The 13,177-nt window shown below is 59.8% G+C and carries 11 protein-coding genes; 8 read left to right on the top strand and 3 right to left on the bottom strand.

Annotated elements, in window-relative coordinates; genetic code table 11:
• Positions 1–48: 48 nt before the first annotated feature.
• Complete coding sequence (locus OQ248_RS00445) at positions 49–771, bottom strand: pirin family protein (protein WP_179695674.1); 723 nt, start codon at positions 769–771, stop codon at positions 49–51.
• A gap of 213 nt (positions 772–984) precedes the next feature.
• On the opposite strand from OQ248_RS00445, the gene OQ248_RS00440 reads away from it, so the two are divergent.
• Both OQ248_RS00440 and OQ248_RS00435 read left to right on the top strand, forming a co-directional pair.
• Positions 985–1,935, top strand: a complete 951-nt coding sequence (locus tag OQ248_RS00440) for a GlxA family transcriptional regulator (RefSeq protein WP_265811756.1) — start codon at positions 985–987, stop codon at positions 1,933–1,935.
• A 90-nt stretch (positions 1,936–2,025) separates the two neighbouring features.
• Positions 2,026–3,498 (top strand): winged helix-turn-helix domain-containing protein, encoded by a 1,473-nt coding sequence (locus OQ248_RS00435; protein ID WP_265811755.1) that lies wholly within the window; start codon positions 2,026–2,028, stop codon positions 3,496–3,498.
• Here OQ248_RS00435 and OQ248_RS00430 read toward each other — a convergent pair.
• Complete coding sequence (locus OQ248_RS00430; protein ID WP_265811754.1) at positions 3,460–6,246, bottom strand: winged helix-turn-helix domain-containing protein; 2,787 nt, start codon at positions 6,244–6,246, stop codon at positions 3,460–3,462. The genes OQ248_RS00435 and OQ248_RS00430 overlap by 39 nt on opposite strands.
• A 332-nt stretch (positions 6,247–6,578) precedes the next feature.
• Between OQ248_RS00430 and OQ248_RS00425 the strand changes: the two genes are divergently transcribed.
• Entirely contained in the window at positions 6,579–7,148 is a 570-nt protein-coding gene (locus OQ248_RS00425) for a flavodoxin family protein (RefSeq protein ID WP_265811753.1), read from the top strand.
• Positions 7,149–7,155: 7 nt separating this feature from the next.
• Here the strand turns inward: OQ248_RS00425 and OQ248_RS00420 are convergent, their stop codons facing one another.
• Positions 7,156–7,557: an AraC family transcriptional regulator gene (locus OQ248_RS00420; RefSeq protein ID WP_085712050.1), complete on the bottom strand. Its 402-nt coding sequence runs from the start codon at positions 7,555–7,557 to the stop codon at positions 7,156–7,158.
• A 210-nt stretch (positions 7,558–7,767) separates the two neighbouring features.
• Between OQ248_RS00420 and OQ248_RS00415 the strand changes: the two genes are divergently transcribed.
• The 5 genes from OQ248_RS00415 to OQ248_RS00395 all read left to right on the top strand — a co-directional run bounded on the left by OQ248_RS00415 (position 7,768) and on the right by OQ248_RS00395 (position 13,140).
• Positions 7,768–8,691 carry a LysR family transcriptional regulator gene (locus tag OQ248_RS00415; RefSeq protein ID WP_265811752.1) on the top strand — a complete coding sequence of 308 codons (924 nt, stop codon included), beginning with the start codon at positions 7,768–7,770 and terminating at the stop codon, positions 8,689–8,691.
• 199 nt (positions 8,692–8,890) lie between these two features.
• Entirely contained in the window at positions 8,891–10,765 is a 1,875-nt protein-coding gene (locus tag OQ248_RS00410; RefSeq protein ID WP_265811751.1) for an Ig-like domain-containing protein, read from the top strand.
• Positions 10,766–11,008: 243 nt separating this feature from the next.
• Complete coding sequence (locus OQ248_RS00405; RefSeq protein WP_265811750.1) at positions 11,009–12,019, top strand: hypothetical protein; 1,011 nt, start codon at positions 11,009–11,011, stop codon at positions 12,017–12,019.
• 85 nt (positions 12,020–12,104) lie between these two features.
• Complete coding sequence (locus OQ248_RS00400; protein ID WP_085712052.1) at positions 12,105–12,521, top strand: DoxX family protein; 417 nt, start codon at positions 12,105–12,107, stop codon at positions 12,519–12,521.
• Positions 12,514–13,140 (top strand): antibiotic biosynthesis monooxygenase, encoded by a 627-nt coding sequence (locus OQ248_RS00395; protein WP_265811749.1) that lies wholly within the window; start codon positions 12,514–12,516, stop codon positions 13,138–13,140. The genes OQ248_RS00400 and OQ248_RS00395 overlap by 8 nt, the downstream gene beginning before the upstream one ends.
• Positions 13,141–13,177 lie beyond the last annotated feature (37 nt).

Here is a 13,177-nt window from a genome sequence, read left to right as displayed (position 1 = left end):
AGCGGCCTTCATCGAAGGCCGTTTTTTGTGAGCGATGAAACCACTGCCTCACGGCATTTCCGGCAACTCCTGTGGCCGCAGATCAAACACCAGTACTTCGGCATCCTGGCCATTGCTCAGGGTCAGCGCCTGTTCTTCACGAACCCGAACACCGTCGCCTTCCTTCAACTGCACGCCGTTCAGTTCAACACTGCCGCGAGCAACATGCACATAGGCGTAGCGGTTTGCAGGCAGCTTGAGCGTGGCGCTTTCCTGGCCATCGAACAGTCCGGCATACACCCGTGCATCCTGGCGAACTTTGAGTGAGCCGTGGCTGCCTTCGGGCGAGATGATCAATTGCAGGCGACCGCGTTTTTTCTGTTCGCTGAAGTGCTCCTGTTGATAACGCGGTTTTGCGCCGCTCACGTCCGGCACGATCCAGATCTGCAGGAAGTGCACAGGCTTGGTCGCCGAGTGGTTGAACTCGCTGTGGGCCACGCCACTGCCGGCGCTCATCAGTTGCACATCGCCGGGGCGGATCACCGAACCCGTACCGAGGGTGTCCTTGTGTTCCAGCGCGCCTTCGAGCACATAGGAGAAAATCTCCATGTCGCGGTGCGGGTGCTGGCCGAAGCCTTTGCCGGCGGCGACGCGGTCATCGTTGATCACCAGCAGGTCGGAGAAACCCTGCTCACGCGGGTCGCGATAGCTGGCGAAAGAAAAGGTGTGGAACGACTTCAACCAGCCATGATTGGCCAGACCACGGTCGGAAGCTTTGCGAAGGGTCAGCATGATGAAATCTCCTTTCAGGACGTTGATTCGTCCGAGTGAGGAGAAGGTTACTGGTTACTCGGGTGTGCAATAAGTAGGTGAAAATTGAAATACTGTCCCCTCAGGGTTGACAGTAATGTGCGTCAGTTCACGCATTCTTTTTCAACGTTGGCGCTGTAGTTGGCCATAATGCGGCAACTTATAACTGTTCATTGATTTCAGTGATGTCTGCTTATGAAAACCGTGGCAATGGTGTTGTTCCCCGAGTTTCTACTGCTCGATATGGCCGGGCCGCTGGAAGTGTTTTCGGTTGCCAACCGATACCTGAAGCCGGAAGACCACTATCAACTGACGCTCCTGGGGACTGAACGCGGGCCGCTTCGCGCCTCCAACGGTGTGCTGGTGCATACCGACCGGCATATAGACGAAGCCGGCGATCGCTATGACCTGCTGCTGGTGCCGGGTGGCCCCGGGGCCTACAACGAAAAATGTCTGCCGCTGCTGGCCTGGCTGCAAGGCGCGGTGGGCCGTGCCGAGCGCTACGGCTCGATTTGCACGGGGGCTTTTGTACTGGGTTACGCTGGATTGCTCGACGGCTACCGCGTCACTACCCACTGGAATTACACAGAGCGTTTGATCAAGGGTTTTCCGAAGGCGGATGTCGCCACCGACCAGATCTTTGTCGAGGACCGCAACCTGATCACCTCTGGTGGCGTCACCGCCGGTATCGATCTGGCGCTGGCGGTGGTAGCCCGCGATCATGGCAAAAAGCTCGCCCAAGACGTGGCCAAAGTGCTGCTGGTGGTGATGAAACGTCAGGGCGGGCAGGCGCAATTCAGTCCGTTGATGGCGGCGGTTTCGCCCCAGGAAACCCCCATCACCCGGGTACAGAATCACGTTCTGGAACACCTTGAAGAAAGTTTCACCATCGAACGCATGGCAGGCCTTGCGAACATGAGCGCTCGCCATTTCGCCCGGGTATTCGCCCGCGAGGTCAACATGACGCCCATGGAGTTTCTGCAAAGTGCACGTATCGATTGCGCGCGCAATCTGCTGGAAACCAGCGATCTGCCGTTGAAGACCGTAGCCTACAAAAGCGGTTTCGGCAGCGTGCGGCATATGCGTTTTCTGTTCGGCGAAAAACTCGGACTGACCCCGGCCCAGTACCGCGAACAGTTCAGCTAGAGCGGTTTTGTCCGTTACGGGCATCCGGATGTCCGTGCCGGGCCCCGTGTGGTGGTTGTACCGTCATCGAGGCCTGCCAAGATAACGGACATGAACAGCCTCGACGAATTGAGCTCGGCGTCGGTCCTGCGTTTCGGACCGTACGCGTTCCATTTGCGCCAACGGCTGATCCTCGAAGGGGATCGGCAACTGCGCATGGGCGGTCGTGCGCTGGACATTCTGCAAGTGCTGGTCGAGCGCGCCGGACGGGTGGTCAGCAAAGAGCAATTGATCGCGCTGGTGTGGCCGAACTCGGTGGTCGAAGAGATCAACCTGCGGGTGCACATCGCGGCGTTGCGCCGGTCCCTCGGCGATGGCGAGAGCGGGCAGCGCTACATCGTCAACGTGCCGCAATGCGGGTACAGCTTCGTTGCGCCGGTGCAGGGTGACAGCGTCGCGCAAGTGGTGTTCGAAAGCCTGCAAGTGCCACAGCATAATCTGCCGGCACGGCTGACCCCTGTTACGGGTCGTGATTCACTGGTCGGCGGTCTGGTGCGGCAACTGCCGCTGTCCCGACTGATAACGGTGACGGGGCCTGCCGGCGTCGGCAAAAGCACCGTGGCACTGCGCGCAGCCGAACTGCTGCTGCAACATTTTCGTGACGGCGTGTGGCAGGTGGACCTGTCGCTGATCGATGAAGGCGTCCCGCTGCTCGATCACCTGCTGAAAACCCTCGACATCGATTTCGCCACACTGGCAGCGCGCCACGCCTTGCTGGTGCTGGACAACTGCGAGCACTTGCACGAAGCCTGCCGGAGCCTGCTGCAAACACTGCTCGACGCTGCGCCCCGTCTTTCGATCCTGGCCACCAGCCGCGAGCCGTTGCGTCTCGGTCTGGAAGTCCAGCAGCCACTGCCGCCTCTCATCTCTCCTAAAACCTCGGCGCTCAACAGCGTCGACGAGGTCATGGGTTACTCGGCGGTGCAGCTGTTTGTCAGTCGTGCCCGTGCGCGTCAGCACGGTTTCTGTCTGCGTGAGCAGGATCTGGAAACCGTGCGCGATATTTGTCGACGGCTCGACGGCCTGCCGCTGGCGATCGAACTGGCAGCGGCGCAGATCGATGCACTGGCATTGGTCGGGTTGCAGGCGCAACTGGACCACGGTCTGCAAGTCCTGAGTCACGGCCGCCGGACCGCCGTGCCACGCCATCAGTCGATGTGTGCCTCGCTGGACTGGAGCTATCAGCGCTTGAGCGAGCACGAACAACGCGTGCTGCAACGTTTGTCGGTATTCAAAATGGCGTTCACCCTGGATGCCGCCATCGGCGTGATCAGTTGCGCGCAACTGCCACCTTCGATGCTGGTGGCAGTGGTTGAACAGTTGGCGGCCAAGTCGTTGCTGACGGTAGATCGATCCAGTGGAACGCTGCGTTATCGAATGCTCAACACCACGCGCCGCTATGCCCGCGAACGGCTGGAGCAGGGCGGCGAACTGAATGATGTCGAGCGTCGGCACGCGCGCTACCTGGGCCGCACCCGGCCAGCCTCAAGCGGCCGACTGAGCGCGCAATTCGTCGAGCAGTAAACGCACCTTGCGCAAGTCCGGGGTGGCGTAGCCTTCGGTGAAGCGCTGGTAGATCGGCGTCAGCAATTCAAGCGCCTCACGATAGCGCGACTGGCGTTGCCACAACCGGGCCAGCGACGTCGCACTGCGCAGTTCCCAGGCCAGGGCGCCTTGTGTCTGCGCAATCGCAAGGGACTGCTGCAAGGCGCTTTCGGCCGTGTGCTGACAGGGCGATTCAGCGGCCAGCAATCGCTCCGCCCGAGCCCGAAAAATCTCCGCCGTGCTCCAGCCGGCCGCGCCGTTCTGTGCCCGCTCCAGCAAGGCATCATCAACGAAACCCGGATCCAGCGTGACCATGATTTCCCTGACCAGACCGCTATCGGCAGGCGGGATGGCGGGGGCTCTATCGGCATCGATCACCTGCGCATAGTGCCGCGCCCACGTGTAGAACAGCAGCACCGAATGCTTCTGCGCCTGTTCCAGCAACAGTTGCAGCAGTGCGCGGGCGTTCTGCACATCGCCGTTGTAATGGGCGATCAGGCAGGAGGCGAGGGCCAGGGTGTAGCAGATCGAGGTGCCATGGTTGATCTGCACCGCGATGTCCAGTGCCTGCCGCGCCGTGCGCCAGGCCTGCTCGGGAAAACCTTGCAGCCATAACACCCGGGCGAGGACGGTCAATGAGGCGACGCTCTGGTCGTATTGCACGCCGAAGCCGTGGGTGAAGCGGTTGAGGTGGCCGCTGTGGGCCATGCGCTGGATAACCTGTTCGGCGTGGATCCGCGCCTGATGCTGATCGCCGGCGTAATGCAACGCGAGCACCCGCAAACGATGGGTACTCAAGGACAACTGCGCATCGCCATGCAGGCCGAGGCTTTCGAATTGTTCGCTTTGCTCCAGCGCCATCCGGTAATGACCGCAACTGAGGTTGACCGCCATGTGTCCCGACACGGCGCGCAATTGGCCGGCCATGTCGTCGTGCTGTTGCGCCAGCAGTCGGGCACTGACGAACGCTTCGATGGTTTCCGGTGTGCCGCCCCAGGTGTGATAGCAGGCGCTGCCGAGGGCCAGTTTCAAGGCGATTTCCAGCCGTGGGCAAGGCTCGCCCGATGACTCCAGCAACGCGAGTGCCCGGCGCACATGAACGCCGTACTCCTTGAGCAGGGACAATTCCTGCCACAACGGCGCCGACGTCGCCGTCAGTCGCACGCCGAGATGACGTGAGCCTTCATCGTTCAGCGTCCAGTCAAGCGCCGCCCGCAGGTCTTCGAGGCCTCGGGCGTAGCGCTCGATCCAGACGGCGGTCGGCGTGTTCTCCCAATCGGCCTGGGCCTGATGCATCAGCGCCAGGCAGCGTTCGGCATGACGCTCGCGGGTTTCGCCAAGTTCGGTGGCCTGATCGAGTTTTTCCAGGGCATAGCGGCGGGTGGTATCGAGCAGGCGATAGAACACCTCCTCATCACCGACCTCGACGTTAAGCAGCGATTTGGCGACCAGTTGCGTGATCGAGGCGAACACTTCGCCCGGCTCGATATGCTGGCCAACGATGACCGCCGCCGCAGATTCCAGCGTGAATGCACCACGAAACACACCCAGTCGGCGCAGGCCGGTCTGTTCGCAGCCGTTGAGCAGATTGAAGCTCCAGTCAAGCGTGGCCCGCAGGGTTTCATGCCGACCGAGATGAGTCTGATTGCCGGTCGGCAAGCGCCCCTGAAGCTGACTCAGCAAACCGTCCAGTCCAAGGCTCGCCACCTGCGCGGCCGCCAGTTCCAGCGCCAGCGGGATGCCATCCAGCCGCCGGCAGATTTCGATGATCAAGGGCAGGTCGGCATTGTCCGGTTCGAAGTGCTCGTGGGCGGCCATCGCCCGTTCGACGAACAGTTGCAGCGCGGAAAATCCCATCGCCTGATCACGGTCGAGCACCGCAATCGGCGGCGGGCAGTCGAGGGATTCCAGACGTTGTACGTACTCGCCCTCGGCGCGCAGGCTTTCGCGGCTGGTGGCCAGGATGTGCACCTGCGGCGCGCCGCGCAGAATGCTTTCGCCGAGCAGCGCCACGGCGTCGATCAAGTGCTCGCAGTTATCGATCACCAGCAGCAGCTGCCGCTCGCGCAAGCTGTTGATCAGGCAGGCCATCGGTTCATTGTCGTGCAGTGAAAGGTCCAGCAGGGCGGCGAGGTGCGAACAGATCGAGCCCGGATCATTGAGCGGTGCCAGATCCAGCAGACGGATGCCGTCGCGATAGCGGCCGATCAATTGTTCGGCGACACGCAGGGCTACGGTTGTCTTGCCGATGCCGCCGGGGCCTACCAGGGTGATGCAGCGCTGGCGCGGCAGTTGCGCCATCAGGCTGTCGACCACCGACTGACGACCGATCATCCGCGTGCGACGCAGTGGCAGGTTATGCCGGCCGATAGTGGTGGTGGCGGGGCGTTGTTCGATGGATTGCAGCAGGACCGGTGCGACGAAGCTGTATCCGCGTTGCGCGACCGTGACGATGTAACGCTGCCCGGCCTGACCGTCGCCGAGGGCCTTGCGCAGCGCCGCCATGTGTACCCGCAGATTGATGTCTTCCACCACGCTGTCCGGCCAGACTCCGGCGATCAATTGCTGCTTGCTCACGACCTCGCCGGCGTTGGCCAGCAGGATCAGCAGAATGTCCATGGCGCGCCGGCCCAGGCGCAAAGGCTGGTCGCCTTCAAGCACCAGCCGCTGGCCGGGGTGGATCCGATAGGGGCCGAAACCGATGGCCTGATTCGGGGAAAGACTCAACCGCTCACTCCTGCGACGTTTTTGTAATCCTGCGCTGTCGTGGTGAAGAACCTGTGACGGGCAGGGCGGATAGAGACTTGAGGGTCACGCAAGCTGTCTAATCCGCGGTATCCGAGCATATTCCTCAGGAATTGATGCTAGCGCAACGGGCGTGAAGTCCTGCCGTTTGGACATCGGCCGGCATCCAATGCCATTACCACTGTATTTAAAGGCTGAAACCTGCGTCGGTTCACCCGACAGCCGGGAAAAATTAACAACGATTAACTCGTCCGCGCCCGCGCTAGAGCCAAAACTCCAAGGCAATGGAATGCATACGTCCGGAGGACGCTGCGATGAGCAAGGTAGTGGTGGTCTATCACAGTGGCTACGGGCACACCCGCGTCATGGCTCAGGCTGTGGCCCAAGGTGTGGAGCGCCACGTGGGCAGCACTTGCCTGTTGCTGGCGGTGGAAGACGTGGAAAACCACTGGGATGACCTGCACCGCGCCGACGCCATCATCTTCGGCGCACCGACCTACATGGGCAGCGCTTCGGCGGCGTTCAAGCAGTTCATGGAATCCACGGCCTCGTTCTACCTTGTCCGGCCGTGGCGCAACAAACTCGCGGCGGGCTTCACCAACTCCGGCAGCCTATGTGGCGACAAACTCAACACTCTGCTGCAAATGGCGGTGTTTGCGGCCCAGCATTCGATGATCTGGGTCGGGCTCGATCTGTTGCCGGCGCGTGCACGCGAAGGTGTGTTCGACGGTCAATTGAATCGCCTCGGCAGCTCCCTTGGCGCCATGTCCCAATCCTCGGTCGAGCAACCGCCCGAACAAGCCCCTCCGCTGGAAGACCAGTTGACCGCCGCGCACCTGGGTGAACGAGTAGCGCGACTGGCTCAGCGGATGGCGCGGGAATGAAACCGCCTCAGCGGTTTTTCATGACCTGACACCGCCACGCAAACGGATTGATCCCTTCGCTGCGGGTGAAGATGTGGCAGAAGTGCGCCTGATCGCAGAAGCCGCATTCCAGGCTGATCTGCGTCAGGCTGTGGTTGGTGTGCTGGATCAACAGCTTGGCCCGGGCGATCCTCTGGGTGCGAATCCAGTCTTGTGGCGAGAGCCCGGTGCTGCACTTGAATGCCCGGGAAAAGTGACTGCGAGAGAGTGAGCAGGCGCTCGCCAGTTCGGTCACTTCAAGGCTATCGCCCAGGCGCTCGAGGATGAGTTGTTTCACCAGCCGCTCGCGCTGCGGGCTGAGGCCGCCGGTGCTGGTTTTGCGGGGTTCGCTGGCAGGGGCGAGGGCGACGGTTTGCTGTGAGTGAGCCATGGCCAATGTCCGTGTCGAGGGGGGAAGGCACGGTCAGCGCTTTCCCTCAGGTCAATAAAACAACGCTGCGCAGAGGGATTCATTGTTTGGCTAGGGGCGAAGGCTGACGAGTTAAACGTTGTTAATTCCGCCGCCAAAGCTGATTTCGAATGGCCGCCGATCAAGTAAAGTGCGTAGCACTTGCGCCTGGCCCAAAAGGAAAAAACGCCCATGAACCGAAACGATCTGCGCCGCGTCGACATGAACCTGCTGGTGATTTTCGAAGCCCTGATGTTCGAAAAGAACCTGACCCGCGTCGCCGAAAAACTGTTCATGGGCCAACCGGCGGTGAGCGCGGCACTGGGCCGACTGCGCGATCTGTTCGACGATCCGCTGCTGCTGCGCAACGGTCGCGGCATGGAGCCGACGGCACGGGCGCTGGCGATTCTTCAGGAACTGCAACCGGCGATGGACGTGATTTCCGGCGCGGTCAGCCGGGCCAAGGAATTCGATCCGGCCACCAGTTGCGACGTGTTCCGCATCGGCCTGTCGGATGACGCCGAGTTCGGTCTGTTTCCACCGCTATTGCGCCAGTTGCAGGAAGAGGCGCCGGGGATCGTGGTTGTGGTGCGCCGAGCCAACTATCTATTGATGCCGACGTTGCTGGCGTCCGGGGAAATCTCCGTTGGTGTGAGTTACACAACGGATCTGCCGGCCAACGCCAAGCGCAAGAAACTGCGCGACATTCCCTGCAAGGTCCTGCGCGGCGACAACCGCCCGGGTCCGCTGACTCTCGACGAATACTGCGAGCGGCCTCATGCGATGGTGTCGTTTTCGGGGGATCTGAGCGGCAACATCGACGTGGACCTGGCCAAGGTCGGCCGCAGCCGTCGGGTGGTGCTCGGGGTGCCGCAGTTCAGCGGTTTGCGCGCGCTGCTGGCGGGCACCGAGATGATCGCCACCGTGCCGGATTACGCCGCGTGTGCGTTGGTCGAAGGCTGTGCGTTGCGTGCTGAAGATCCACCGTTTCCGATTGATGCGGCGCAACTGTCGATGGCCTGGAGCGGGGTGCATGACAACGATCCGGCAGAGAAATGGCTGCGGTCGCGGATCAGTCAGTTCATGTCGGTGTCGCTGGATATTCCGGCGGTTTAGCGCGGTGATGGCTGCCACCCCTTCGTATCGCAGCGAATCGTTGCACCATTGCCTGCAATGATTGATCTAGGGTGGGCCCCAATTACCACGTTGACCACTCATCGCTACTGTCAAAGTTGACAGTAGCGACACTCCTCTCGATTGGCGTTCGATGGCACATGCCTACGCAAATTAAGCCGAGCCAGCGAAGGAGCGTCCCATGAGTACCCAAAATCCATTCTTTACTTACTGCACAACGTATCCCGGCGGACTCCCGATTCCGCCTGGCACCAGTACCCCCTCAACCGGAATCGAGTTGGGAGGAAGTGGTCAGGCGGGTGTTCCATTTGTGATCACGGACAACGGCTCGGTAGTGGCCAGTGGAGTGTTCAATCAAAGCAGTGCGTTCATCCAGCAGTTGGTGAACCTGGCTCAAGGACCTCATCGTTTTGAACTGCGGGAAAATGCCAGTTTACCGGCGACAGACCTGTGGATGCTGACTGTGGGATCGACTGCTCCGCTAACCATTGATCAGCAGCCCATGCGTCTGGATGGTGTCATGGTCAGGAGTTATGTCTCTGGGGCTCTCAATGGTGTCGATGCCATTGGAAACACCGAAGTACGAGTGGCGTCCGGTGGTCATCCTCCCTACAGCTATCGGTCCAACAGCAATATTGCCACGGTAGATGCATACGGCAAGGTAACCGGGATGAGCAATGGTTCAGCCACCATCACGGTTACCGACTCTCAGGGCGCGCAGGTCGAATACATTGTCCTGATTACCAACGTCTTCGGCCTGTGGGTTTACCACACCGGTTATCCATTTACGTATGCCAAATACCTGGCTCACCAGAACCAGCAGGGATACAGCGGTCTTACACCCGCTTTGCGTGCAGTCATGCAGCGTTGTTATACATCGCCATGGTTGGTCTGGGGGGCAGAGCATCCGAATGCCTGGACCGGGGCTGTGGCAGGGGAGGTCTATAACAGCCCCACAGGCAATTTTTTCATGGCTGATGTGAACTCCAGTCAAAACTATGGCCTGGGCTTTTACCTGTATCCCGCAGTTATCAATGGTGCGGGTTCAATGTCGTCCACCAAGGACGACACGATGGTCGTTGTCCCGCCGTCCAACGCAACGGGAGGTTTGTCAAATGCATCCTTTCCTGTTCTCCCACTGACAGATCCCGGTTCAATGTCTTATGGCGTGCTCGCCACAAATGCTCAGGATCCCTCTTTTATCTATTGCACGACTCTGGGCGGGACCGATATCCCAAATCCAGGTAACGCTCCCGCCGCAGGCTTTGAGTTAGGCGCTACGGGGCCGGCGGGAGAGTCGTTGGAAATTACCGATACACTGAACGGCGCCCTCAAGGTCGTGAGCCCGCCCGGCAGCGTATTCAATGCCAGTGGCAGGTTTATCCAGCAGGTGCTTGGCCCGGCCGCCGGAGCACATGTCATGGGGTTGCGCAAAAATGCCAGCTCACCGTCGACTTCCAACTGGGTGCTGACAGTGGGTAACAGCAGTCCGCTGACAATCGATCAATCTCCCCTGATGCTTAACAAGTATTCGTTCTTCAATAACAACGGCTGGCCTTACATCCCCGAGAATGAAAGCAGCGCGACTCGTGCTGCGATCGGTGGCGTACCTCCCTACGTTTATAGATCGGCGAATCAGAATATCGCCACTGTCGACGCCAACGGGAAAGTGATTGCCAGCAGGAACGGTGCGACAACCATCACCGTGACAGACGCTGCGGGCAGCAGTCTTTCCTACACTGTCCGGGTATCCAATGTTTATGAAACGAAGACAAATGAAGGGTTTTTGACAGCCGATGAGGCAAGAGCCTGGGTGATCAGTGTAGGCGGCAATGTCGATACCCACGTCGAGTATTTGCAGATCACTCATATTGCCAACTGGGCTCTATATGTCTTCAATAATCGAATCTATCCAGATCCGCTCTGTGAGCGATTTACTCAGATCCAGTCACCGGGCATGGCGTTCCGGCAATGGAGTGGCACGAGTCTGGGAGGCGCTTATTTGCCTTGGGGCAGCCCCAAACGCATGAGAGTCATCACTTCAGTCCCTACCTAACGGTCCTGCCCAAGGAGAGCACGAGCGCAGTAGTGCTGGTCAACTGACTCGGCTGCCTGATCCGGTATTGATAAAACGGCCTGCGGGCCGTTTTTTGTGACTGGTCAAAACCTGCCATCTCGACAAACCACCCCATTGACCACTCGTCGCTACTGTCAAAGTTGACAGTAGCGACGCTCCTCTCGATTGGCGTTCGATGGCACAGGCCTATGGGGCCAATCGGATCTCGAAGGAGCGTCAGCCATGAACTTCACCTATTGCACGACATATCCCGGTGGTGCGCCCATTTCCAATCCTGGCACTACGCCCTCCACCAGTATCGAACTGGGCGGCAGTGGCACACCCGGTACTCCATTTGTGATCACGGACAACCTCGCGGTGGTCGCCAGTGGGTTTTATAACCTGAGTGGCGCATTCATTCAGCAACTGGCGAATCTGAGCCCGGGGTCTCATCGCTTTGAACTGCGGGAGAATGCCAGTCTTCCGGTGACTGACGTTTGGTTATTGACCGTGGGTGCGGTCGAAGACACTACGATTGACGCTATGAATGGCTACCCGAGCGGGGCCCCGATTTCGAACGGGGGCGAGACACTCGATCCAGGCGTGACGCTGACCGGTACAGCCGCCGCGGGCAGTCTTGTCGATGTGTACAATGGCACGGTCTTCATCAGACAGGCGACCGCCAATCCTTCAGGTTCATGGACGCTTATTCTCCCGAATCTGCCATTTGCGGTTTACAGGTTCACCGCCAAGGTGGGCAGTGGGCAAAATTCAGTGCCTGTCTGGGTGTTGTACAAAAATTACCTGGAGGACTTTGAATCCTTCTCAAGCCTGTCCATGGGTGTCGGCGGTTTTAATGGCAACGCGTTCCTGGACATTATCTATGTCTCAGGTCCACCGGGATCTATGGTGGCAATCACTCAGGCAGTACCGGTCGAAGGCGCAATCACCGGGCAATCGCTGCAACCGTCTTATTTGAGAGAGTCCCCCTATTCCGGGTTGGTCGTCATCGATATTCGATTGAGAGCTCCGTGTTCACGCGTGCATTTTTGGAGTGGAGCCGTCAGTGCGCCTGCTTCGGTGGATTTTCATAACGCAGCAGGTGGGTTATTGGGTAGTCGATCTATTCCGCATACGCCTGTGGGTTCGATTCTCCATCTCACGGACTTCTCAGCGGCTGGTATCTCCAGAATTTCCCTCAAAACGACCGGTGGGGACTGGTGCAATTTCGACACCTTCACATTCCGACCCTGAACACGCCAAAGAGAGCACACCCATCCAATTTCCCCCCGATCAATCGTTGCACCATTGCCGGCAATGATTGATCAAGGATGGGCCCATGAACGCTGTACAACGCAATGACCAGGCGCAAGACCTCGGCCTGCTGTTCCTGCGGGTCACTGGCGGGTTGTTTCTGCTGTTCGTCCACGGCTTGCCCAAGTTGCTGGACTTCACGGCGCAGCTGCAACTGATCGAAGACCCGTTTCACCTCGGTGCCCACCTCACGCTGATCCTGGCGATTTTCGCCGAAGTCCTCTGTCCGCTGCTGATCGTCGCCGGGTTACTGGTGAGATTGGCGTGCTTGCCTATTCTGTTTGTGCTGCTGGTGGCGCTGCTGCTCGTGCATCCGCAATGGAGTGTGGCCGAAGGGCAGTTCGGCTGGTTGCTGTTGATCCTCTTCACCACTGTTCTGATCGCCGGGCCCGGACGGCTGGCGCTCAATGCCCGTTTGCCCGGAGTGCTTCGCTATGCCTGATACCCAGTCCCTGAGAAAACCGGGAACCGAAGAAACCGTGACGCTGATCGTCAAGCACCGGGTCAAGGCCGGTTTCGAGCAGCCCTACGAAGCCTGGCTGCGCAATATCGTCAGCGTGGCGGGGCGTGAAGAAGGGCACCTGGGCGTGGACGTGATGCGCAGCAAGCAGGGCGGTCTCGCGCTGTTCACTTGCGTGCTGCGTTATTGCTCGACCGAAGCGATGCAGCGCTGGCTCGACTCGCCGCAGCGTCAGGCGCTGATCGAAGAAGCTGCACCGATGCTCGCCGACGGCGACCAGACCGAGGTTAATGCGGCCAACGAATTCTGGTTCACGCCACTGGTCGACGCTGCCACGCCACCACCACGCTGGAAGCAGGCAGTGGTCTCGCTTTTCGTGATCCTGCCACACACCTTGCTGGTGCCACTGATCTGGGGGCCGTTGCTCAAACTCAACGGGTTTCTCTCCAATTATGTGGTCGCGACGTTCCTGATCACCCTGACCATCGTGCTGTCGGTGGTGTACGTCTGCATGCCGGCCGCGACCCGACTGTTCGCACCGTGGCTGGCGGCCAGTCAGCCCCATGAGCACCTGGAATCCAACGCCAATCCGCCGCGCTGAAGTGGCGGATACTGGCTTCGTTTCACTTATCTCGAAG

It is taken from the genome of Pseudomonas sp. COW5, from assembly GCF_026240005.1.
GTDB lineage: Bacteria > Pseudomonadota > Gammaproteobacteria > Pseudomonadales > Pseudomonadaceae > Aquipseudomonas > Aquipseudomonas kribbensis.
Note: the sequence above shows the minus strand (reverse complement) of the source record. Positions and strands in the feature narration are given on the sequence as shown.

What these genes read in the sequence shown, in the direction of transcription:
- OQ248_RS00445 (WP_179695674.1), bottom strand. Translation starts at nt 771, where the DNA reads ATGCTGACCCTTCGCAAAGCTTCCGACCGTGGTCTGGCCAATCATGGC.
- OQ248_RS00440 (WP_265811756.1), top strand. Translation starts at nt 985, where the DNA reads ATGAAAACCGTGGCAATGGTGTTGTTCCCCGAGTTTCTACTGCTCGAT.
- OQ248_RS00435 (WP_265811755.1), top strand. Translation starts at nt 2,026, where the DNA reads ATGAACAGCCTCGACGAATTGAGCTCGGCGTCGGTCCTGCGTTTCGGA.
- OQ248_RS00425 (WP_265811753.1), top strand. Translation starts at nt 6,579, where the DNA reads ATGAGCAAGGTAGTGGTGGTCTATCACAGTGGCTACGGGCACACCCGC.
- OQ248_RS00420 (WP_085712050.1), bottom strand. Translation starts at nt 7,557, where the DNA reads ATGGCTCACTCACAGCAAACCGTCGCCCTCGCCCCTGCCAGCGAACCC.
- OQ248_RS00415 (WP_265811752.1), top strand. Translation starts at nt 7,768, where the DNA reads ATGAACCGAAACGATCTGCGCCGCGTCGACATGAACCTGCTGGTGATT.
- OQ248_RS00410 (WP_265811751.1), top strand. Translation starts at nt 8,891, where the DNA reads ATGAGTACCCAAAATCCATTCTTTACTTACTGCACAACGTATCCCGGC.
- OQ248_RS00405 (WP_265811750.1), top strand. Translation starts at nt 11,009, where the DNA reads ATGAACTTCACCTATTGCACGACATATCCCGGTGGTGCGCCCATTTCC.
- OQ248_RS00400 (WP_085712052.1), top strand. Translation starts at nt 12,105, where the DNA reads ATGAACGCTGTACAACGCAATGACCAGGCGCAAGACCTCGGCCTGCTG.
- OQ248_RS00395 (WP_265811749.1), top strand. Translation starts at nt 12,514, where the DNA reads ATGCCTGATACCCAGTCCCTGAGAAAACCGGGAACCGAAGAAACCGTG.